Here is a 21,039-nt window from a genome sequence, read left to right as displayed (position 1 = left end):
TTGCAATAGACACCTGTCCATTTAAACTTATAAAAGAAAAACACCAATTCCTGACTTTAATAGACAAAACACATAGACTTTTCACCTACTCATGCGTATAATGCGCTGTTAAGTTACAAGCGAGCAGACCAGAAGGAGGGCATGTTTTTTTAAGACAGCCTGCCTTTTTTTATGTCTACTCGCTTTTTTACAGCCCTATTTTTGTGGTTTTAGTTCAGGAGCTTTGGTTTGAGCACCCCCGCCATTTTAGCCCTCGCAGATGGAACGGTCTTTAAAGGAACGTCTATCGGTGCATCGGGTAGTACGACTGGTGAAGTCGTTTTTAATACCGCCATGACTGGTTATCAGGAAATTTTGACTGATCCAAGTTACGCACAACAACTTGTGACGCTGACTTATCCTCATATTGGAAATACTGGCTGTAATAGTGAAGACGTTGAATCAGGTCGCATCCATAAGGTATGGGCGAATGGTTTGATTATTCGTGATCTCCCTTTATTACACAGCAACTTCCGTTCTGAACAATCGCTGAGCGAATATCTGGAACAACACAATGTTGTTGCCATCGGTGATATTGATACACGTAAATTGACCCGTATCTTACGTGACAAGGGCGCGCAAAATGGCTGTATCCTCGCTGGCGAAAATATTACAGAAGAAGAAGCCATTGCAAAAGCGCGTGCATTCGGCGGCTTAAATGGTTTAGACCTCGCAAAAGAATGCTGTGATCCTGAAGGTTTTGAATGGACCGAGGGTTCCTGGGCTTTAGGTCAGGGCTTTACCCAACCTGAATTAAAATATCATGTTGTGGCATACGATTATGGTGTCAAAACCAACATCTTACGTATGCTGACAGACCGTGGTTGTAAATTGACTGTTGTTCCTGCACAAACCCCTGCTGAAAAAGTGCTTGCCTTGAATCCAGATGGGGTATTCCTGTCAAATGGTCCTGGTGATCCAGCGGCATGTGACTATGCGATTGAAGCGGTGAAAACCCTTGTTGAAACCACAAACCTGCCAGTATTTGGCATTTGTTTGGGTCACCAGATTTTGGCACTCGCTTCTGGCGCAAAGACCATGAAAATGAATCATGGACATCATGGTGCGAACCATCCTGTACAAAACCTTGAGAATGGTACAGTGATGATCACTTCGCAGAACCACGGCTTTGCTGTCGATGAAAGCACTTTACCTACAAACTTAAAGGTGACACACCGTTCACTGTTTGATGGTACAAACCAAGGTATTCATCGTACGGACAAACCAGCATTCAGCTTCCAGGGTCACCCTGAAGCCAGCCCTGGTCCACATGACTGTGCGCCATTGTTCGATCATTTCATCGAACTGATTGAAGCAGCTAAGAAGTAATTAAGGAGCGAATAATGCCTAAACGTACGGATATTAAAAGCATCTTAATTATTGGTGCTGGTCCTATTGTCATTGGTCAGGCGTGTGAGTTTGACTACTCAGGTGCGCAAGCATGTAAAGCACTTCGTGAAGAAGGCTACCGTGTTATTTTGGTCAACTCGAATCCAGCGACCATCATGACTGACCCTTCAATGGCAGATGCAACCTATATTGAGCCAATCACCTGGCAGACAGTTTCACAGATCATTGAAAAAGAGCGTCCAGATGCGGTTCTGCCAACCATGGGCGGTCAAACAGCATTAAACTGTGCACTTGCACTCGATGCCAACGGTATTTTAGAAAAATATAATGTTGAATTGATTGGCGCATCTAAAGAAGCGATTGAAAAAGCAGAAGATCGTAAACTGTTTGATATCGCCATGCGTAAGATCGGTTTGGAATGTCCTCGTGCCGATGTTGCTGAAAGCATGGAACATGCGCTGGAAATCCAGTCCCGTTTCGGTTTTCCAGTGATCATCCGTCCATCATTCACCATGGGTGGTTCTGGTGGCGGTATCGCATACAATAAAGAAGAATTTATTGAAATCTGTGAACGTGGTTTTGATCTTTCACCAACCAAACAATTATTGATTGATGAATCTTTAATTGGCTGGAAAGAATACGAGATGGAAGTTGTTCGTGACAAAAACGACAACTGTATCATCGTCTGTGCGATTGAAAACTTCGACCCAATGGGCGTACACACAGGTGACTCGATCACGGTTGCGCCTGCGCAAACCTTGACCGACAAAGAATACCAGATCATGCGTAATGCATCGGTTGCGGTTCTTCGTGAAATCGGTGTGGAAACAGGTGGTTCAAACGTTCAGTTCGGTATCAACCCGAAAGATGGCCGTATGGTCGTGATTGAGATGAACCCGCGTGTTTCTCGTTCATCTGCACTTGCATCCAAGGCAACAGGTTTTCCAATTGCGAAAATCGCTGCGAAACTTGCGGTGGGTTATACCCTTGATGAGTTGAAAAATGACATCACTGGCGGCATTACTCCTGCATCTTTTGAGCCATCCATTGACTATGTTGTAACGAAAATCCCTCGTTTTAACTTCGAGAAATTCCCACAAGCTGAGCCTGTATTGACCACTCAGATGAAATCTGTGGGTGAAGTCATGGCGATTGGCCGTAACTTTCAGGAATCGGTTCAAAAAGCACTTCGTGGTCTAGAAGTGGGTGTAAGTGGCTTTGATGAAAAAGTTGAAGCGGGTACAGCCAATGCCAAAGACGTTATCTTAAAAGAACTTAAAGTGCCAGGCCCAGAGCGTATCTGGTATGTGGCAGATGCATTCCGCCACGGTTTCTCTTTAGATGACGTATTTGAAGCAACCAAGATTGACCGCTGGTTCCTGATCCAGATCGAAGACATCGTAAAAACTGAAAATCAAATCAAAACTTTAGGTTTTGGCGATTTAAATGTCGATAACATTCGTGCATTTAAACGTAAAGGTTTATCTGACCTGCGTATTGCCGATTTGATGGGTATTTCACAAAAGCAATTCCGTAAGCATCGCTGGAACCTGGGTGTATACCCAGTTTACAAACGTGTTGATACCTGTGCTGCCGAGTTTGAATCTGGTACGGCATATATGTACTCAACTTACGATGAGGAATGTGAAGCCAATCCATCCAGCCGTGACAAGATCATGGTGATTGGTGGTGGCCCTAACCGTATTGGTCAAGGGATTGAGTTTGACTACTGCTGTGTACACGCTGCCCTTGCAATGCGTGAAGATGGTTATGAAACCATCATGGTCAACTGTAACCCTGAAACGGTTTCAACTGACTACGACACATCTGACCGTTTGTACTTCGAGCCTGTAACACTTGAAGATGTCCTTGAAATCGTTCGTACCGAGAAGCCAAAAGGCGTGATCGTACAGTACGGTGGTCAAACTCCTTTGAAATTGGCGCGTGCCTTGGAAGAAGCAGGTACACCAATTATTGGAACTTCACCTGATGCGATTGACCGTGCAGAAGACCGTGAACGTTTCCAGCAAATGATTCAACGTCTACAGCTTCGCCAACCAAACAACAGCATTGTCAAATCTGCTGAAGAAGGTATTTCAGAAGCGGCTAAAGTGGGCTATCCACTGGTTGTTCGTCCATCTTATGTATTGGGTGGCCGTGCAATGGAAATCGTGTATAACGAAGATGAGTTAAAACGTTATCTTCGTGAAGCAGTTCAGGCATCGAATGAAGCCCCTGTCCTGCTGGATCGTTTCCTTGACGATGCAACTGAAGTTGACGTGGACTGCGTATCTGACGGTAAAGATGTGGTGATCGGCGGGATTATGCAGCACATTGAACAGGCAGGGATTCACTCTGGTGACTCAGCATGTTCAATTCCACCGTACTCGCTTTCACAGGAAGTTCAGGACGAAATGCGCCGTCAGACTGTTGCCATGGCAAAAGAGCTTGGCGTTGTCGGTTTGATGAACGTTCAGTTTGCCGTAAAGGGTGATGATATTTACATCCTTGAAGTGAACCCACGTGCATCCCGTACTGTACCTTTCGTATCGAAATGTATTGGTGAGTCTTTGGCAAAAGTAGCGGCACGCTGTATGGCGGGTCAATCACTTGAGTCGCAAGGTTTCACCAAGGAAATCATTCCGACCCACTTTGCAGTGAAAGAAGCGGTGTTCCCGTTTGCTAAATTCCAGGGTGTTGACCCAATGCTTGGGCCTGAGATGAAGTCTACAGGTGAAGTGATGGGTGTTGGTACAACATTTGGTGAAGCTTTCTATAAGGCTGTACTTGGCTCAAATGAACGTTTACCAGGCTTGCCGACTGAAGGTGAAGTGAAGCATGCATTCCTGTCAGTTCGTGAATCGGACAAGAAATACATTGCAAACATTGCCAAGCAGTTAATCCAGTATGGCTTTAAACTGGTTGCAACAGGTGGTACCTATCGCGTGCTTAAAGAAGCAGGTTTGGAATGTGAATCTGTGAATAAAGTCACCGAAGGCCGTCCACATATTGTTGACCGCTTGAAAAATGGTGAAATTCATCTTATTGTCAACACCACTGAAGGCAAACAGGCTCAATATGATTCTGCAATGATTCGTCGTGCTGCCCTACAAGGCAAAGTGTATTACACCACGACCATCAATGGCGCAGAGGCGGTTTGCCAAGCATTTGCCGTGAAATTGCCAATGGATGTTTACCGCTTGCAAGATTTACAAACTGTAGGTTAATTCTGTACCGATAAGCCCCGCCACCTTATCGGTGGCGGGCTTTTTCTTTTTTTAATCCTGTATTTTCCCAACCAATTTAGAGGGGACTAAAATGCAACGTTATCCAATGACTCCTGAAGGCAAGGCTGCCTTAGAGAAAGAATTACAACAGTTAAAAACAGTGGACCGCCCTCGCATCACACAGGCGATTGCTGAGGCCCGTGAACACGGTGACCTCAAGGAAAATGCTGAATACCATGCAGCCCGTGAACAACAGGGTTTCTGTGAAGGCCGTATCCAGGACATCGAAGGAAAGCTTGGCGCTTGTCAGGTGATTGATGTTAAGGAACTTGAGCAAACAGGCCGTGTGGTTTTTGGTGTGACTGTCACCATCGAGAACCTGGACACAGAAGAGCGTAAAACTTATAAGATCGTAGGTGATGACGAAGCAGATTTTAAAATCAATAAAATCTCCGTTAACTCCCCAATCGCCCGTGGCCTGTTAGGCAAAAACGAGGGTGATGAGGCAAAAATTCAGACACCGCAAGGTGAAGTTGAATACGAAATTATCAGTGTGGAATACCTGTAGTATTCCTACATAATCTTAACCCCTCAATTTGAGGGGTTTTGTTTTTTATATTTTACAAATATCGCTTTAATTATAAAGTCTTATTCCAACTTGCATAACTGTCTAAGTTGCTGAATATCCAGAATATGGATCTGGCTATAATTCCATTCCAGGATACCCTGCCTTAAAAATGGTTGCAGTTTTTTTGCCAAGGTCTGTCTTGAAATACCAAATAACTCAGCAAAATCCTGTTGCGTCATCCGTAGGCGAATGGAACAGCGATTATTGCTTTCCTTGCCATATTGTCTGGCAAGCTGCTCAAGATAGTAGGCAATATGCTGGGTAGAATTGGCGGTATGGGTATATCTGGACTGCTCAAACAGGCTATACATACGCTGGCTGAGCAATTGTAAAATCTGCCACATTGCCTGTGGCTGCTGTTGTAACTGTTCTAAAAAAATCTGTCCCGACAAGACCGCAATATCGACCTGTTCCACTGCAAAAAAATCATAATTGACAGGTTTTTTCTGCAAAAATGACACCAGATTAAAAGCTGAATAGTTGGCTGTATAATTCACTACCTTAAGCTGTCCATTATTCTGTAACCAGCCCACCTGTAAAGAACCATTTAGCAAAACATAGATATCCGCCACCGTCTGCTGATGACTCAAAATCAACTGTCCAAATCGAAAACGGCGAAAAGAGACCTGCTGCAATAGTAATTGTTGGGTATCAGAAGCAAATGCCTTAAAGACATCATCCTGCTCCAGAATCAATTCCAGCCTTTGTCTAGCGTTGGAGACATTACCAATGGCAAGCATATTTATTCAAAAGGGACCTAATATCTACAAAATACTAGGTCCATTGCTTATACAAACAAACGATTATTTTTCACTAATTTTATCCATTTTTATGAATTTCCCAAGGCAAGACTGGCTTATGGCTAAGAAACTTTTTTATAAATCCGTCCCTCATCTTTTCTTAGTTCACTAATATCCTGATTGACCACATTTTTAATGATTTTACTTGGACGACCATCCACTCCAACAGGAATATCACCCTCCAAGGTAACGCGTGAAGCAATTCTCAGCTCACTGCCATAGTCATCAATTGCGCGGTGTTGTGTGGCGCGGTTATCCCAAATTGCCACATCACCCGCTGCCCAGCGCCAGCGCACGACATTTTCCCAGCGTACAATATGATTCTGGAATAAAGTAAACAGCAGACGTGAATCTTCATTGTTCAGACCACTAAACTGTTTAAAGAAATGCCCCAGCACTAAGGTTTTTTCACCCGTTTCAGGATGTACACGTACCAATGGATGCTCAGTCTCAATCTCAACGGCAGTGGTAAACAGTTTACGACCCTCCGACTCTGCCGCTGAAGCTGCCTTATTGGCATAATCATAAACATTGGTATGAACTGCACGCAGGCTTTCTGCCAGCGTTTTCAGTTCTGGTGTCAAGTCTTCATAAGCTGCTGTGGTATTTGCCCAAACGGTATCACCACCAACATCAGGTGCAACCACGTTTTTTAAAATGGTGTATTTCGGATAGTTTGGCAGAAAGGTAATGTCAGTATGCCATGATGAGGCACGCCCATCACGCGAATCAATCGCTAGGGTGTGTTTAGTACCGCCCTTGATTGGCACACTTGGATGATTCAGGGGTTCTCCCAACAATCGGGCAAAGGCTTCCTGCCCTAAATCGTCCAGATGCTGCTGTCCACGAAAAAACACCACTTTATAATCCAGCAATGCCTGATTGATTTCGTTGACAACGTCCTGATCTAACGCTGCGCTGAGTGCCACACCCGAAATTTCCGCACCGATTCTTCCTGTGACAGGTTTTACCTGAATATGCTGATAATCATATTTCGGCTTTTTCTGGCTAGTAATGTCTAACTGGCTCATATCGTTATTTCCTCTATGGAGATAAATTCAAATAAATATTTTTATGAAATAAAATCACCAGCCAAGTATGTTTTAATGCAGAGGAAGCAGTCTGTAAAAGAGTTAACACTTTTACGGAATATTAATGCTAAACTTTATCGTTTTTTTCATAACCCTATTCAAACCTGAATCAGGTAAATTTTGTCCCTGCTTTCATTATTTTTGAATCTAGGCCTAAAATTTTAATGATCAGCATCCAGCCCTTTCATTTTTCTAATGCTCTATGCCCAACACAATTAATTCTCCTGTCAAACACTGGTGTGAATTCGAATTTATTTCTAAAACAGTGAAGAATCCCAATATTCATATCAAGGGTAATTATTCTTATTATTCAGCCTATTGGGATCAGGGTTTTGAGCGTTGTGTGGTGCGTTATCTACATGACAAAGCCTCCACACCAGATAAACCGATTGACCAGCTTTATATTGGCAACTTTGTCTGCTTTGGGGCCGAATGTGTGATTATGATGGGTGGCAATCAGTTGCATCGACCAGACTGGATTTCAACCTTTCCCTTTGATACACGTAGTTTTTTGCCTGCTGGAGATACCATCATTGAAGATGGTTGCTGGATTGGCAGTCGCGCCATGATTATGCAGGGAGTAAAACTTGGTGAAGGAGCAGTGGTCGCAACAGGTGCTGTGGTTACCCAGGATGTACCACCCTATGCGATTGTTGCTGGTGTTCCCGCCAAAGTAATGAAGTACCGCTTTTCTCCACAAGATATAGAAAAACTGCTTGCACTCAAACTTTATGATTTAGATGAAAGGCAATTTTTAAAAATACGTGAACTGTTACAAACAGATAATATTGATCATCTAAAGAGTTTTCTTCAAGAAAACTTATAAATGATGAAGATAACTTATTGATATCCTGTACTTCTCATATTCATAGAAATTTCACATAATTTTATTTTAACCATTTTTCCTAAATACAGATAAGTAAATTCTCTATCCCTATAAAAATACTAGGTTTTATTCTTTCAAGAATAGGGTTACCATAAAAATATAGATCTTATTTTATACAAATATTTATAAACCTGCTGAATCTTAAAATGGAATAATAAGGAGTAATAAACATGACTTATCAAAAAATCCTCGTTGCGATTGATGACTCAGAAATTTCGGTCAATGTCATTCAGCAAGCAGCTCAACTTGCCAAAGCGCTCAACAGTGAAATTACTGTGGTTGAGGTGATGGCATTGGACCCATATTTAGCCGATACCTATGTTCGATTTGGTCAAAGCAATGATTTAATTGAGCGTGTTCGTGGTTATGTGGAAGAAAATCTGGCAAAAGCCGAGAAGAAATTTGAAGAGCTGGGCTTAACGGTTGCAACTCAAATTCTGGAAGGTTTTTCTGTACCTCAAGAGATCATCAATGCTGCTCAAAATCTGGGTGCGGATTTGATTATTATGGGTTCACATGGACGGACAGGATTTAAGAAATTTATTTTAGGTAGTGTAGCGCAAAAGGTATTGGGTGAAAGCCATATTCCAGTGTTGATTGTTCGTTAAATTCCATTCAGGTATTGGATCAAAACATTGGTCTAATACCTGTTTGATTCAAATTATTGAGCTAGAAATATTTGCTCAAGGCTGCCAGCCAAATTTTTTTAAACTGACTTTACCATTCAGTAAGTACACGCCCTCTGCTTCCAGTAAATCCTGTTGGACATTATTTCCTTTCTCATCCATACGGGTGACACTGATTTTTCCCTGTGAATTAATCACTCGATACCACGGAATCTGGCTTTCCTTATCTAAATGCTTTAAAACATAACCCACTAAACGCGCATGTTTAGGCAATCCTGCGAGTTTGGCAATTTGTCCATAACTTGCCACTGTCCCATATGGAATGAGGGCAATCACTTCCAGAATTTGTCGATGTAGTTCATTGGTATCTTGCATAAAAGAAAGCCTAAAATTCTGCTATGATCAATCTGATTGTACAAAATAAGAAATAACAACGAGATAAAACCAGAGGATAAATTATGTTGAATAAGAATATTATTCCTTTTTCTCTTGCCGCCTTACTCTGTATTTCCTGTAGCACTTCAAATAAAAACTATACTGAGCTTGAAAGATACTCCGCTCCCCCACGCCCAGAAGAAAATCTAAACCTACCTGTTGTGCATGTAAGCTTTGTTTTTACAACAAACAACCCAAAGGCGAGAGAATTTGATCATACAGCACAGATGATGAAAGAGATTCAAATCCTGAATCAATATTTTGTTGATGAAAATAATAATAAAATCTTCAGGTTCAAGCCTTATCGCTACTATTCCTATCAGAATTTCAGTAAGCGTCACTGCGATTTGGCCAATCTTCTTAACCAGCCTCAACCCATTGTGACAGATCGCATACCTGCGGCTGTAAAACAATGCTTTCCACGTAGAAAACACAAGGAAGTGCTGTTTATTATTTATGACTCCTACACTGAGAAGCTGAAATATAATGACATTACCAGTTGGGGTTTTCGAAATCAGGGACAGCCTTTTATCCTGATTGACTGGGAACGGCTAAATTACCAGACTCAGGCCGCCACTCCACATGAAATGGGCCATGCATTTGGTTTAAACCATGTCTGCTCCCCCAATGCCACTAAAAAGACTCCGACCAATATCATGAGCAGTTATGACTGTGGTCTGGGAAGTGGCGGTTTAAGGAATCTTGGCTTTAATCGGGAACAATATTCAAAAATTATGGAGAGCTATGGCCTATTATACTAACTCAACGATAACGATCAGTTCTGTACGATTAAGACTTGACGATTAGCTTGTCAATGCCATTGATTAACTCATAACAATCAGCCCAGAGAGATCATGCCCTATCTTATAAAACATATTCCCAAATGATAAAGCCGAGTCCAAAGCCTAGAAATGCGTAAAGTGTGATGATAAAGAATACAAAAGCGGCATTATTTTTCTTTTTTAAAAAACTCATATTCAGCTCCCAAATCTTGTCTAAGCTAGATTCTGGATGAATATACAAAACAAGAATAGACACAAAATACCTTTAAAAAAATATAACAGATCAGTTCAGCCAAACTGATCTGTTATAAAAATTCTGCCTTGGGATAACAAAAAATGGTTTTGCCCGATCAGCAGAAATATTATTTTTGAAACTATATTTAACTCGACTCATCGGGAAAATACTTCTTTTTTAGCCACAACGAGACGATCACAAGTGAGATCAATACAGGAACTTCCACCAAAGGCCCGATTACTGTTGTAAACGCAACAGGTGAAGCCAAGCCAAAAGTGGCAATTGCAACCGCCAAAGCCAGCTCGAAATTATTGCCAGCAGCCGTAAAAGAGATTGCTGTGGTTTTAGAATAGTCATTACCTAACCACCTGCTCATAAAGAAGCTGATGAAAAACATCACCACAAAGTAAATGGTCAGTGGGATTGCGATACGCAGAACATCCAAGGGTAAGCTCACCACATCACCACCTTTTAGGCTGAACATTGCCACAATGGTAAATAGAAGTGCGAGCAAACTGAGTGGGCTGATCTTGGGTAAAAAGACATTTTGATACCAATCCAAACCTTTGGCTTTAACGAGAGTAAATCGTGTCATAAAGCCAAGGAAAAATGGAATCCCCAAATACACCAATACTGCATGGGTAATGGTCCAAAAATCGACATGGATGACTTGTCCTGCAATTCCAAAAAGTGGTGGCAAAAATGTCAGGAACAACCATGCGTAACTGCTAAAGAACAGAATCTGGAAAATACTGTTAAATGCCACCAATGCCGCAACATATTGGTTATCACCACAGGCCAAGCCATTCCAGACCAGCACCATAGCAATGCAGCGGGCCAAACCAATCAGGATAAGCCCTGTCATATATTCTGGATAGCTATGCAAAAAAATAATGGCTAATGCAAACATCAATACGGGTGCAATCAGCCAGTTCTGTACCAGCGATAAAGTTAAGGTTTTCTTATCTTTAAACACTTGTGGCAGAGCGGCATAGTCCACCTTGGCTAGAGGTGGATACATCATCAGAATCAAGCCAATCGCAATTGGAATATTGACAGAATCCACACTCATTTTGTCTAAAGTAATGGAAGCTTGAGGTAAAAACACACCGATTGCAATCCCCAACCCCATCGCAATAAAAATCCATAGCGTCAGGTTACGATCTAAAAATGACAGTCTTTGCTGAACCATGACATTCTCATTCGATGTTTGAGATTTGATTGATTGCAGCAATCAATTCAGGACGGGTCATATTTGCCGTATCTAATGCAAATAAAGCATCTAAACGGCGATTGATGTGGTCTACTGTTATCTGAAATGCCTGTAACTTTTGCTCTTTCGGTAGATCTAAATGCGATGGGTCAGCCAATCCCCAATGTGCCTTGATCGCTCCACCTAAATAAAGCGGACAAGCCTCTTGAGCTGCTGAATCACAAACAGTGATCACCACATCAGGCTGATATTGCTCACAGTCAGTAATGGTTTTACTCCACAAACCATCGGTCGAAAGCCCTAGGTTCTGCAAAGTTTCAATGGTCAATGGATGTACCTGTCCAGAGGGTTTGCTGCCTGCACTGTACGCTTTCCAACTTTCAGGTGCGCGACTGTTAAACAGCACTTCAGACAAAATGCTACGACAACTGTTTCCAGTGCATAAAAAAAGAAATTTCATGATGGATTACTCACAATAATTTGGGGTATGACATGCTGCTAATGTAGAGAGGTTTTTTGGTGGATGAGCAACCAAGATCGTTAAAATGTCATGGCACCACGCTGGCAACTGTGAATTGATGCTGTAATACACCCATTGGCTTTGTCGCCTATCCTGCAACAATCCTGAAGCACGCAACAAGGCAAGATGCCTTGAAATCTTGGGTTGGCTCAGTTGTAGCTTTTCTGTCAGATCACAGACACACAGCTCTTTATTTTCAGCAACTAAAGTCACAATGTTAAGACGGGTTTCATCTGACAAGCATTTAAAGAAAGTCACCTGATCCATATTCACTCCCATTTATTTGGATATATAGATAAGCATATATATAAGATAAACCACTAAATTTTTTGATCGCCACTTTTGTATGAATGGTCAATCTTTTAATAAATAGACGTATTGTATAAATACTAGACTCGATCTATTTACATCTTTATATACGTTTTAACATATATATGCAATTCCATATATTGATTTATTTCCTATCGATGACAACTTTCTTGATCTATTCATGCAGATAATTCATGACTCTATTCAATAAAGGCACCTAACTCACAACCTAGTGATTTGCTAGTGTGTCCTGCTTTCTAGCTCCAAATTCTAAATGCTTTTTAAAGCAGGATATGTATGTCTTTTTCTATTGAGAAACAATCTACAACCGATCTAAGGCCGAGTACGCCTACATGGAGTGCAGTGATCGTGATGTCTCTATGTTGCGCGGTTCTGATCGCCTCTGAGTTTATGCCCGTAAGTTTGCTGACACCGATTGCATTTGACCTCAAGATGACTGAGGGACAGGTCGGATAAGCGATTGCAATTTCAGGGATTCTTGCCGTCATGACCAGTTTGACCATTAGCAAATTTACTCGAAAATGGGATCGCCGTTCCGTGATGTTGGGGCTGACTTTACTGATGATACTGTCTGGAATCATTATCACTTTTGCCCACAACTCCATTTTATTTATGTTGGGACGGGCAACTCTAGGCATTGTGATTGGTGGTTTTTGGTCAATGTCCACAGCTATTATGATGCGACTGGTGCCTTTCAATAATGTACCAAAAGCATTGGGACTTTTAAACGGCGGCAATGCCTTAGCCACCACAATTGCAGCACCATTAGGCAGTTTTTTTGAGTTCAATGATTGGTTGGCGTGGTGCTTTCTTTTGTATTGTTCCCATTGCCCTACTCTGGCAAGTTAAAACCATACCGTTCCTACCTCCCATCAAGACCTGAATAGCACTGAGAGGAAAATTTAATATTTTTCCTCTCATAAAACTGGATGATACAATCCTTATCTATTCTCTAAACCAGCCAGCAACACATATTTAATTTCCAGATAATCCTCAATGCCATATTTAGAGCCTTCACGTCCCAGACCTGACTGCTTGACCCCACCAAACGGCGCGACTTCATTGGACAAAATCCCTGTATTCAGTCCCACCATGCCGTATTCCAGCGCATCGGAAACACGCATTGCCCTGCCTAAATTCTGAGTGTAGAAATAGGATGCCAAACCAAACTCGGTATCATTGGCGTAGCCCACCACTTCCTCCTCAGTTTCAAATTTAAATATCGGTGCCAAAGGGCCAAAGGTTTCTTCTTTGGCAACTTTCATGTCAGCGGTAACATCTTTGACAATGGTTGGTTCAAAGAACAATTGGCCCAAAAGATGGGGTTTTCCACCCAGCACCACCTGAGCGCCCTTGCTGACTGCATCCTCAATATGTTCTTCCACTTTCTGCATGGCTGCACTGTCAATTACTGGGCCAAAGTCCACCCCAGCGTCCATGCCATTACCGACCTTGAACTGTTTTACCGCCTCAGAGAGTTTTTCTATAAACAGGTCATAAATCCCTGACTGCACATAAATACGGTTGGCACAGACACAAGTCTGGCCTGCGTTACGGAATTTGCTGGCAATCGCGCCTTTTACCGCAGCATCAAGATCGGCATCATCAAACACAATAAATGGTGCATTGCCACCCAGTTCCATAGATACTTTTTTAACTGTTGAGGCGCATTGAGCAATCAGCTTTTTACCCACCTCGGTTGAACCTGTGAAACTAAACTTCTGCACTCGGTCATCGGTGGTCAGCACTTCACCAATTTCGGTGGAACCACCTGTGATGACATTAAATACCCCTGCTGGAATACCTGCACGCAAGGCAAGCTCTGCAATCGCAAAAGCAGATAATGGGGTTTGCGAAGCTGGACGAACAATGATGGTACAACCTGCCGCCAACGCTGGCGCAACCTTGCGGGTGATCATGGCATTGGGAAAATTCCACGGGGTAATTGCCGCACATACGCCTATCGGTTGCTTATTCACAAGAATCTTTTGATCAGAACCATTTGAGGGAATAATATCGCCATACACCCGTTTGGCTTCTTCGGCAAACCATTCGATATAGGCTGCACCATAAGCAATCTCACCTTTGGCTTCACTCAAGGGCTTACCCTGTTCCAGAGTGAGAATATAAGCCAAATCATCCTGATGCTGCATGATCAGGTCAAACCACTGACGTAAAATCTTGCTACGTTCCTTGGCACTTTTTTTACGCCACAATGGCAATGCCTGTTCAGCCGCCGCAACCGCATCCAGCGCTTCCTGTTTGCCCATTTTGGGTACAGTACCAATGCTTGCACCTGTCGCGGGATTGGTCACGCTTAGGGTCTGACCAGAGATTGCATCCTGCCACTGACCGTTGATCAATGCCTGTGACTTTAATAAACCGTGATCATTCAACTGTGCCATATTCTTGTTTCCCTATTGTCAAACATTGAGCTTCTCTTATTTTTAACAGCAATCCTGATTGATTCAAGTGACCTTTAGTGAAACTTGTTGTCCAAGCACCTGAAACTGATATTGCCCAGCCTTTAAGTCCATCGGACGAATGATTGAACCTGTGAGAATCACCTCATCTGCTTGTAGGCTTTTATGCTGTGCCAATAAGGTACGAACCAGCCAGAGATAGTTACGGATGGGTTGATCTTCTGGCTGGGTGGTGACAGTCACCTCTACATTGGCATGTTCAATCAGTGAATGAATATCTAAATCATGGATTGATACATCCACTTCATCGCCCAGCACATAGAACTGTGCTGCCGAATTGTCCGCCAGAAATTGCCCCAGATTAAATTGCCAGTTCAGCCAGCGTGTATCCGCAATCTCAATGGCTGGGCGGATTGATCCGACTTTTTCCAGCAACTCGGCATCGGTAGAGTCAGCAGTGCTGATGGTTTCCTTTAAAATAAAGGCCAATTCAACTTCCAGTTTAGGCTGGTACAGTTGCGTAAGTTCGATACAACTGTCATTTGCCAGTTGCATATCCGCACAAAGATGTCCATAGACAGGATGTTGTAATCCATATTTGGCCTTGGCAAGAGCTCCTGACAATGCAACTTTCCATCCAGATACTGTGCTTGCAGTTTCATGGCAATATTGCTGGATCAACTGGGACTGAATCTCATAGGCCTGATCCATTTCAGCCGATTCAAATTCCGTTGCATCCAGACAATGTCTGGCAATACGGGCATCCAGTAAACGATGTTGCAACTCGGTTAATTGATCAACTGACATGCCAGTTTCTCCAAAGTTTCTTCAAGCTTTTCAATGGAACAGGTGGCTGCAATAAAACGGTCTGGACGGACAATCACCACTTCATCACGGGCATTTTCAAACCAGTCTTCCAGTTTACGTTCTACATCCTCGACACAGATGACTTGCTCCGAAGCAGTCAAAGGCTGGTTGCGGTTGAAACCGCTTTTGGCACGATTGACCTGAATAAAATGGGTGTTGCGGCTTTGCCAGAACTGGCGGGTTTGCTCAGAAAGTGAGGACAATGGGTCTTTACGGAATGCAATCACCGCATACCATTGCCCAAGGATTTCATCAAACTTCACTTTCTGCGCTTGTTGATCTTCCACCTGTGGTTGAATAAATATTTTCCCCACCACATCCGTGTCCCTGACATGCGGACGTGGATGATAGACCAGACCTTTATGGATAAAGGGTTTCGGCTTGAACTTAAATTCAACCAGATGGCTACGCAACGCATCCACATTGTTAAAGGCCTGAAATAACCAGTCCCGTACCCCTGCCATCAATGGATTGGTCAGGCCCAGCACCATGCCCATATTGTCCGCCAAGGCAACCAGTTCTGTGGCGTGGGTACGTCGTTCATCGTCATAGCTGGCAATGATTTTTTCCGAAGCATAGCCTTTTAATACCGCAGCCAGTTTCCATGCGATATTGCCGACATCACGAATGCCTGAATTGAGTCCCTGACCTGCCCACGGTGGGGTAATATGTGCCGCATCGCCAATCAGGATAACCCGCCCATCTACAAAACGATTGGCAACCCGTGAGTTGTGGGTATAGGCACGAATACGGATAATTTCTAGTTCATCCACCGCATCCCCAATATGATTACGGATCAGTTGACGAATGTTGTCTTCCTTGCACATGCTTTCTTCATCTTCACCCTCAAACAGCATAAATTCCCAGCGACGCTGCTGATAAGGCAGATAGATACACACGAATGGACGGTCTGGATCAGCATGCAGGGCGGTATAAGGCGCATCCAGCGAATCATGGGCGGCATCGACCACAATCCATTTATGTGGATGGGTCAGACCATTCAATTGTATGCCGACTTTTTTACGCACACTGGAACGCCCACCATCTGCACCAATCACATACTTAGCAGAAATCTGGTAAATGTCGCCATTCGGGTCTTTGACCTCAACCGTGGCCTGTGCATCAGTCTGGGAAATGTCCAGCATTTCATGGCCTGAACGCAGTTCAACATGCGGATATTGCTGCAACATCTCCCGCATGGATTTTTCTAAAAGCTGCTGCATAAAGATATTGCGCATTGGCCAGCCGTAGTCAGCAACAGAGGGTTTGACCTCGGCAAAACAAACACCACGGGCATTGTAGTAGCGCAATGGCACATTATGGATCATGTCTTTCACCACTTCATTCGCCACACCAATGGTTTGCAATACACGCAGGGCTTCATCATCCATGCCCACCGCACGGGGATAAGGCAAAATGTCTGGATTCATTTCCAGCACGATGCTCTGAATGCCATATATGCCCATATAATGCGCCAGCGCAATACCGTTTGGCCCACCACCTACAATGACAACCTGTGTTTGTTCCTGCTTCATGCCTATTGCTCCATTCCTTTTGTCTTTGTGCCAGCTAAGCCAGTTGATTTAAAAAATCCTGTACCGTCTGGTTGAACTGCTCAGTTTGATCATCATGGACATAATGCGATGCGCCCGCAATTTCCACGGCCTGCACATGATGTTTCTTTACCCTGATTTGCTGAAGCGTCTCAGCAGAGAGAAAATCAGACAGGCCACCTTTGATAAATAAGGTCGGGCAATTCAGGCTTTCAACCGCAGGCCATAGGTCAATCGAGGGAAAGGTCAAGCGTGCCTTGGCAATGCCCTCCTGATCATGTCGCCAATGAATCTGCCCCTGTTTTTCTACCAGCGTATGTTGCAGGCGGGATTGAATGCCCTGCTCATCAATCAATGGACGCAGCTTTTTCCAGAATGCAGCCGCCTCATCCCATGAGTTAAAGGACAGTGGTGTGGTCTGCATTTCACGTCGGATTCGTTCCGCACCATCGCCCTGTATGGATGAGCCTGGCCCAATATCCTCAACAATCAGCGCCCGCACCTGTTCAGGATGTAAGTGGGTAAATTCAAGTGCATTGGTGCCCCCTAAAGAGTGGCCCAACAGAATGACCTGATCAATGTTTAATTCTGCCATCAGATCTTCAAGGTCATGCACATAGTATTCCGTCTGGTAAGTGGAATATTCCGCCCAGTCGCTTTCTCCTCGACCACGCTGGTCCAGCGCCACTACATAGAATCGTTCTGCCAGCAATGGTGCAAGCAGATGCCATGTGGCTGCGTAGGAACGTAATCCATGCAACATGATGATGACAGGCTGTTCAGGTTGTCGTCCCCAGCTTAAATAATGCAGTTTTAGCCCACTACGATTTTTAAAAAAATGACTTCCTGTTTGCATAATGTCCTGCCTTAAATTAAGTTATAAATAGGGTTTACATTTTCTACTTGCTGCACAGCCACATAAACCATTAAAAATCAAAGAGCATTTGTATAGGCATTTTTGTCACTTTGACAGGGCAAAGTAACCAAACCCTTTGTTGGACTGACGGTACATCCCTGATACCGCAGTCCAACAGGTGGCATCCATGCCACCTCCACGATAGCCAATTCTGGGAAAAATCAGTTTTTTGGTTAATTCAACCCATCTTCGCCCTTGATTTCAGATGCTTTCAAACCGCCTAAAGGGGCATGTAAACGTCCACGGGTGGCAAATACCCAGATCACAATAATCTCATCGTTGTTGGGTGCATCATTAAACGATAAAGAAAAAGTGTCATAGTGTGAACGTACATACAGCGCATCTTTATGGGCCAGTGGCACATCAATAATCGTGCCTACCACGCCCCGTTTCCCTGTCGATGGCACCCATGACTTACCACCACCAATCGCATCCCGTACTGGGTTTGCCGCTGGATTGGTCAGGAATGCGTTGCCATGTTCATATTCGCTGTTCATACCGACCAAAATGGCTTTGCCATAACTTTCAATGGCACGCCCTTGTGCCAAAGCCTGTATACGGCGACCAAATTCCCGACCCAGTTCAGGTGACTTCTCAATCAGTGTATTCAGGTCTTGCTGGAATTGACCTGCAAACGGATTATGAATGGCAGCAGCAACCGCATATTTATAAATCGGTTCGCCATCTGCCAGTACACCACTTTCATTCGCCAGCGTTTCTTCTACAAAGCTGTACCATTTACGGATATGGTAATGTTCAAAATTTGCTTTTTTCATATCAGAACCGTTTAAAAAATAGGTTTAATTTCAATTGGGTTGCTTGGCGCACCCGCATCATAAAAGGCTTTGATCGCCTCAGCATCGTCATGGATGGTTTCCAGAAAGAATTCCAGACGATTGCCATCAGGGTCATTGAAATACAGGCCATTGCCCACTGCATGGTCTGTAGTCTTAACCACTTCAACACCTTTCTGGATCAGCATGCCGTGCAGTTTTTGCAGGGTTTCAAATGTACCCTCGATTTCCAGTCCATAGTGCTGCAAACCCAGTCCACCCTGCTGTGCATCAGGCGCAGCCTTGATCAGCGCAATGTCATGGTGCTTGATGCCAAAACTCATCATCACCCATGCAGGGCCTCGTGCATGTTCAACCATCCCCAGCACATCGGCATACCATTTGGCCGATAATTCGGGGTCCCGAACAAACAGTGAAAGATGGGTACGCAATACCTTGATTTTCATCTTCTGGTTCCCCCTTATTTTTGAATCACCGACTGATGCAATGCCTTGATTTCAGTTTGTGCAGGTGTCCATAGCACATCTGCGATTTCACTAAATTCACGCCATTGCTTGACCCAGCTATTGCCACCATTTTCACTGACAAATAGATGACCATATTTGGTGCCTGCAATCACCTGCTCAGGGTTGTTAAAATTCTGCTGAATTGCCCAGACACATGAGTTGGGTTGCTGTGGTAATGGCAACACTTCCCATGTGGCAGCCGCATCTTTGGATACCAGAATCTTACTGGTAGTACCTGGTGTACCATCGGAAATACTTAGATAGACCCTGTCCTGTGTTTGATGATGCGCTGACATGGCCCGAATGTAGTACAGGCCAAATTCTTCCTTGGCAATAATTCCTGTCCATGTCTGTCCATCATCAAAACTGCGGTACACCGCATTGACACAGACCACCACCACCACTTTTTGACCGTGGTTTGGCAATACCGCAATGGTATGAATGTCGGAGTTAAAGTCCCACAGCAGGCGATCATCTAAACGCTGCCATGTATCGCCACCATCCTGTGAGTGAAACAAGCCACCTTCTTCCAGACCGAACCAGATTTTATTGGCATCGGTTGGGTCATAGGCAAATGCTAATAAGCGAGGACGGTTTACTCCTTCACAGAACTCTGGAATTTCAACAGGGGCCCGATCCCAGCTCTTGCCACCATCCAGCGTCCGCCATAGCACTGCACGGGAGGGTGCGCCTGTCCCCACAAAGATTCTTTGTCGGTTTTGTGGGTCAACCGCAACTTTCCAGACGGTTTGTCCATTAAATGGGGTATCCATTTGCTCCCATTTACCACCACAGTTATGGCTGACACAGAGACCAATATCCGTGCCTGCATAAATGATTTCATGTTGCTCAGGGTCTTGTGACAGAGAGCGGGTAATGGCATCAAACTCCAAGTCTTGCCCGACACCCAGACGGTGCCATGACTTACCATCATCGCCACTACGGATGACCGCCTGACCAACGGTGGCAACCAACCATGTTCCATTTGACATAACCGCTCTCCCTTAGATAAAGATGCCACGTGTCAGGCCACCATCAATACCGATGGACTCGCCCGTAATCGCTCCCGCCTTAGGCGAGGCAAGGAAACCAATCAGGTAACCCATTTCAATCGGTGCAAGGGTACGTCGGATTGGCGTATTCTCAATATAGCCCTGACGCACCTGTTCAGGCGTTTTGTTCTGCTTCACACCCTCACGTTCATACAGTTCCTGAATATGTGGCGTATCCACTACCCCAGGATGAATCAGGTTAACCGTAATGCCAGATGGCCCAAGCTGGTCTGACAGGGTTTTGGTCATGTGGGCAATCGCAAGGTTACGCATGCCTGACATCACCTTACTGCCACGTCCAGTTAAACCACCGATATTAATCACCCGTCCAAAGCCGCCTTTTTTCATATGTGGGGTAACGGCCTTGGTACAACGGAAATAACCGATAACTTTGGTATCCAGATCACCCAGCAATTCATGGTCTTCAGCGTGTTCAATATCATTGCGTACCACACCTGACGGCGCTGCTGCGCCATTGACCAAAATATCAATACGACCAAAATGCTGCATGGTTTGATCGACCATACTTTGTACCGTCTGCATATCGGTGGTGTCACAGAATAATGGCAACACCTCATTACCTGTTTCAGCAGAGATTTCCTTGGCCGCCTCTTCCAGATAGCTCATACGACGGGCACAGATCACCACTTTACAGCCTTCCTGTGACAGGAAACGGGCAACATCCTTACCAATGCCCATGCCACCGCCAGTTACAATCGCCACTCGGTCTTTTAGCTCTAAATCCATTTTTTAATCCTTTTCTCTA

The 21,039-nt window shown here is 44.0% G+C and carries 22 protein-coding genes and 1 pseudogene; 8 read left to right on the top strand and 15 right to left on the bottom strand.

The features are described from left to right. Positions 1–228 precede the first annotated feature (228 nt). The 3 genes from carA (at position 229) to greA (ending at position 5,184) form a co-directional block, all read left to right on the top strand. A complete protein-coding gene (gene carA, locus QLH32_RS15875) occupies positions 229–1,368 on the top strand; it encodes a glutamine-hydrolyzing carbamoyl-phosphate synthase small subunit (RefSeq protein ID WP_283267014.1) in 1,140 nt (379 codons plus the stop codon). A 14-nt stretch (positions 1,369–1,382) separates the two neighbouring features. Then, on the top strand, positions 1,383–4,616 hold the full coding sequence (gene carB, locus QLH32_RS15870; RefSeq protein WP_283267012.1) for a carbamoyl-phosphate synthase large subunit: 3,234 nt from the start codon (positions 1,383–1,385) through the stop codon (positions 4,614–4,616). Between the two features lie 91 nt (positions 4,617–4,707). Continuing rightward, positions 4,708–5,184: a transcription elongation factor GreA gene (greA, locus tag QLH32_RS15865; RefSeq protein WP_267980349.1), complete on the top strand. Its 477-nt coding sequence runs from the start codon at positions 4,708–4,710 to the stop codon at positions 5,182–5,184. Positions 5,185–5,264: 80 nt separating this feature from the next. On the opposite strand, the gene QLH32_RS15860 is transcribed toward greA, so the two are convergent. Continuing rightward, positions 5,265–5,984: a Crp/Fnr family transcriptional regulator gene (locus QLH32_RS15860; protein WP_283267009.1), complete on the bottom strand. Its 720-nt coding sequence runs from the start codon at positions 5,982–5,984 to the stop codon at positions 5,265–5,267. A gap of 122 nt (positions 5,985–6,106) precedes the next feature. Beyond that, a complete protein-coding gene (locus QLH32_RS15855) occupies positions 6,107–7,075 on the bottom strand; it encodes a TauD/TfdA dioxygenase family protein (protein WP_283267008.1) in 969 nt (322 codons plus the stop codon). Between the two features lie 262 nt (positions 7,076–7,337). On the opposite strand from QLH32_RS15855, the gene QLH32_RS15850 reads away from it, so the two are divergent. Together QLH32_RS15850 and QLH32_RS15845 are read left to right on the top strand one after the other, a co-directional pair. After that, positions 7,338–7,961: a CatB-related O-acetyltransferase gene (locus QLH32_RS15850; RefSeq protein WP_283267007.1), complete on the top strand. Its 624-nt coding sequence runs from the start codon at positions 7,338–7,340 to the stop codon at positions 7,959–7,961. Between the two features lie 230 nt (positions 7,962–8,191). After that, the gene (locus QLH32_RS15845; RefSeq protein WP_283267006.1) at positions 8,192–8,629 is read left to right on the top strand and encodes a universal stress protein; all 438 of its coding nucleotides are present in this window, start codon (positions 8,192–8,194) and stop codon (positions 8,627–8,629) included. A 75-nt stretch (positions 8,630–8,704) separates the two neighbouring features. Here QLH32_RS15845 and QLH32_RS15840 read toward each other — a convergent pair whose 3' ends face one another. Then, positions 8,705–9,022: an MGMT family protein gene (locus QLH32_RS15840; RefSeq protein WP_283267004.1), complete on the bottom strand. Its 318-nt coding sequence runs from the start codon at positions 9,020–9,022 to the stop codon at positions 8,705–8,707. Positions 9,023–9,105: 83 nt separating this feature from the next. Between QLH32_RS15840 and QLH32_RS15835 the strand changes: the two genes are divergently transcribed. Further along, positions 9,106–9,843, top strand: coding sequence for a metalloprotease (locus QLH32_RS15835; protein WP_283267003.1), 738 nt, complete (start codon positions 9,106–9,108; stop codon positions 9,841–9,843). Positions 9,844–9,946: 103 nt separating this feature from the next. Here QLH32_RS15835 and QLH32_RS15830 read toward each other — a convergent pair whose 3' ends face one another. The 4 genes from QLH32_RS15830 to QLH32_RS15815 all read right to left on the bottom strand — a co-directional run bounded on the left by QLH32_RS15830 (position 9,947) and on the right by QLH32_RS15815 (position 12,099). After that, positions 9,947–10,057 (bottom strand): hypothetical protein, encoded by a 111-nt coding sequence (locus QLH32_RS15830; protein WP_004799650.1) that lies wholly within the window; start codon positions 10,055–10,057, stop codon positions 9,947–9,949. Between the two features lie 187 nt (positions 10,058–10,244). Then, positions 10,245–11,291, bottom strand: coding sequence for an ACR3 family arsenite efflux transporter (arsB, locus tag QLH32_RS15825; protein ID WP_283267001.1), 1,047 nt, complete (start codon positions 11,289–11,291; stop codon positions 10,245–10,247). 7 nt (positions 11,292–11,298) lie between these two features. Beyond that, entirely contained in the window at positions 11,299–11,772 is a 474-nt protein-coding gene (locus QLH32_RS15820; RefSeq protein WP_283267000.1) for an arsenate reductase ArsC, read from the bottom strand. A 6-nt stretch (positions 11,773–11,778) separates the two neighbouring features. Further along, a complete protein-coding gene (locus tag QLH32_RS15815; protein ID WP_279959626.1) occupies positions 11,779–12,099 on the bottom strand; it encodes a metalloregulator ArsR/SmtB family transcription factor in 321 nt (106 codons plus the stop codon). 339 nt (positions 12,100–12,438) lie between these two features. Here QLH32_RS15815 and QLH32_RS15810 point away from each other — a divergent pair, with 339 nt between their 5' ends. After that, positions 12,439–12,618, top strand: coding sequence for a hypothetical protein (locus QLH32_RS15810; protein ID WP_283266999.1), 180 nt, complete (start codon positions 12,439–12,441; stop codon positions 12,616–12,618). Between the two features lie 3 nt (positions 12,619–12,621). After that, positions 12,622–13,036: pseudogene (locus QLH32_RS15805) on the top strand (MFS transporter); the annotation flags it as partial. Positions 13,037–13,103: 67 nt separating this feature from the next. On the opposite strand, the gene QLH32_RS15800 reads toward QLH32_RS15805, so the two are convergent. The 8 genes from QLH32_RS15800 to QLH32_RS15765 all read right to left on the bottom strand — a co-directional run bounded on the left by QLH32_RS15800 (position 13,104) and on the right by QLH32_RS15765 (position 21,020). Continuing rightward, positions 13,104–14,567, bottom strand: coding sequence for an NAD-dependent succinate-semialdehyde dehydrogenase (locus QLH32_RS15800; RefSeq protein ID WP_283266997.1), 1,464 nt, complete (start codon positions 14,565–14,567; stop codon positions 13,104–13,106). A 63-nt stretch (positions 14,568–14,630) separates the two neighbouring features. After that, a complete protein-coding gene (locus tag QLH32_RS15795; RefSeq protein ID WP_283266996.1) occupies positions 14,631–15,392 on the bottom strand; it encodes a 2-keto-4-pentenoate hydratase in 762 nt (253 codons plus the stop codon). Then, complete coding sequence (locus tag QLH32_RS15790; protein ID WP_283266995.1) at positions 15,374–16,987, bottom strand: bifunctional 3-(3-hydroxy-phenyl)propionate/3-hydroxycinnamic acid hydroxylase; 1,614 nt, start codon at positions 16,985–16,987, stop codon at positions 15,374–15,376. Before QLH32_RS15790 ends, QLH32_RS15795 begins: the two co-directional genes overlap by 19 nt. Positions 16,988–17,021: 34 nt before the next feature. Beyond that, a complete protein-coding gene (locus tag QLH32_RS15785; protein WP_283266994.1) occupies positions 17,022–17,861 on the bottom strand; it encodes an alpha/beta fold hydrolase in 840 nt (279 codons plus the stop codon). Positions 17,862–18,094: 233 nt separating this feature from the next. Further along, on the bottom strand, positions 18,095–18,697 hold the full coding sequence (locus tag QLH32_RS15780) for an amino acid synthesis family protein (protein WP_283266993.1): 603 nt from the start codon (positions 18,695–18,697) through the stop codon (positions 18,095–18,097). Positions 18,698–18,708: 11 nt separating this feature from the next. Next, on the bottom strand, positions 18,709–19,161 hold the full coding sequence (locus QLH32_RS15775) for a VOC family protein (protein ID WP_283266992.1): 453 nt from the start codon (positions 19,159–19,161) through the stop codon (positions 18,709–18,711). A gap of 14 nt (positions 19,162–19,175) precedes the next feature. Then, complete coding sequence (locus QLH32_RS15770) at positions 19,176–20,213, bottom strand: WD40/YVTN/BNR-like repeat-containing protein (protein WP_283266991.1); 1,038 nt, start codon at positions 20,211–20,213, stop codon at positions 19,176–19,178. A 12-nt stretch (positions 20,214–20,225) separates the two neighbouring features. Beyond that, positions 20,226–21,020 carry an SDR family NAD(P)-dependent oxidoreductase gene (locus QLH32_RS15765; protein ID WP_267980282.1) on the bottom strand — a complete coding sequence of 265 codons (795 nt, stop codon included), beginning with the start codon at positions 21,018–21,020 and terminating at the stop codon, positions 20,226–20,228. Positions 21,021–21,039 lie beyond the last annotated feature (19 nt).

Source organism: Acinetobacter corruptisaponis (genome assembly GCF_030053775.1).
Classification (GTDB): Bacteria; Pseudomonadota; Gammaproteobacteria; order Pseudomonadales; family Moraxellaceae; genus Acinetobacter; species Acinetobacter corruptisaponis.
This window is presented reverse-complemented; position numbering and strand designations above follow the sequence as displayed.

Excerpts from the sequence above, each read along its gene's own strand:
- QLH32_RS15775 (WP_283266992.1), bottom strand. The coding sequence starts at position 19,161 with ATGAAAATCAAGGTATTGCGTACCCATCTTTCACTGTTTGTTCGGGAC.
- QLH32_RS15815 (WP_279959626.1), bottom strand. The coding sequence starts at position 12,099 with ATGGATCAGGTGACTTTCTTTAAATGCTTGTCAGATGAAACCCGTCTT.
- QLH32_RS15840 (WP_283267004.1), bottom strand. The coding sequence starts at position 9,022 with ATGCAAGATACCAATGAACTACATCGACAAATTCTGGAAGTGATTGCC.
- QLH32_RS15835 (WP_283267003.1), top strand. The coding sequence starts at position 9,106 with ATGTTGAATAAGAATATTATTCCTTTTTCTCTTGCCGCCTTACTCTGT.
- QLH32_RS15820 (WP_283267000.1), bottom strand. The coding sequence starts at position 11,772 with ATGAAATTTCTTTTTTTATGCACTGGAAACAGTTGTCGTAGCATTTTG.
- greA (WP_267980349.1), top strand. The coding sequence starts at position 4,708 with ATGCAACGTTATCCAATGACTCCTGAAGGCAAGGCTGCCTTAGAGAAA.
- QLH32_RS15770 (WP_283266991.1), bottom strand. The coding sequence starts at position 20,213 with ATGTCAAATGGAACATGGTTGGTTGCCACCGTTGGTCAGGCGGTCATC.
- QLH32_RS15785 (WP_283266994.1), bottom strand. The coding sequence starts at position 17,861 with ATGCAAACAGGAAGTCATTTTTTTAAAAATCGTAGTGGGCTAAAACTG.
- QLH32_RS15810 (WP_283266999.1), top strand. The coding sequence starts at position 12,439 with ATGTCTTTTTCTATTGAGAAACAATCTACAACCGATCTAAGGCCGAGT.
- QLH32_RS15830 (WP_004799650.1), bottom strand. The coding sequence starts at position 10,057 with ATGAGTTTTTTAAAAAAGAAAAATAATGCCGCTTTTGTATTCTTTATC.
- QLH32_RS15800 (WP_283266997.1), bottom strand. The coding sequence starts at position 14,567 with ATGGCACAGTTGAATGATCACGGTTTATTAAAGTCACAGGCATTGATC.
- carB (WP_283267012.1), top strand. The coding sequence starts at position 1,383 with ATGCCTAAACGTACGGATATTAAAAGCATCTTAATTATTGGTGCTGGT.
- QLH32_RS15795 (WP_283266996.1), bottom strand. The coding sequence starts at position 15,392 with ATGTCAGTTGATCAATTAACCGAGTTGCAACATCGTTTACTGGATGCC.
- QLH32_RS15860 (WP_283267009.1), bottom strand. The coding sequence starts at position 5,984 with ATGCTTGCCATTGGTAATGTCTCCAACGCTAGACAAAGGCTGGAATTG.
- arsB (WP_283267001.1), bottom strand. The coding sequence starts at position 11,291 with ATGGTTCAGCAAAGACTGTCATTTTTAGATCGTAACCTGACGCTATGG.
- QLH32_RS15790 (WP_283266995.1), bottom strand. The coding sequence starts at position 16,987 with ATGAAGCAGGAACAAACACAGGTTGTCATTGTAGGTGGTGGGCCAAAC.
- QLH32_RS15845 (WP_283267006.1), top strand. The coding sequence starts at position 8,192 with ATGACTTATCAAAAAATCCTCGTTGCGATTGATGACTCAGAAATTTCG.
- QLH32_RS15855 (WP_283267008.1), bottom strand. The coding sequence starts at position 7,075 with ATGAGCCAGTTAGACATTACTAGCCAGAAAAAGCCGAAATATGATTAT.
- QLH32_RS15850 (WP_283267007.1), top strand. The coding sequence starts at position 7,338 with ATGCCCAACACAATTAATTCTCCTGTCAAACACTGGTGTGAATTCGAA.
- QLH32_RS15765 (WP_267980282.1), bottom strand. The coding sequence starts at position 21,020 with ATGGATTTAGAGCTAAAAGACCGAGTGGCGATTGTAACTGGCGGTGGC.
- QLH32_RS15780 (WP_283266993.1), bottom strand. The coding sequence starts at position 18,697 with ATGAAAAAAGCAAATTTTGAACATTACCATATCCGTAAATGGTACAGC.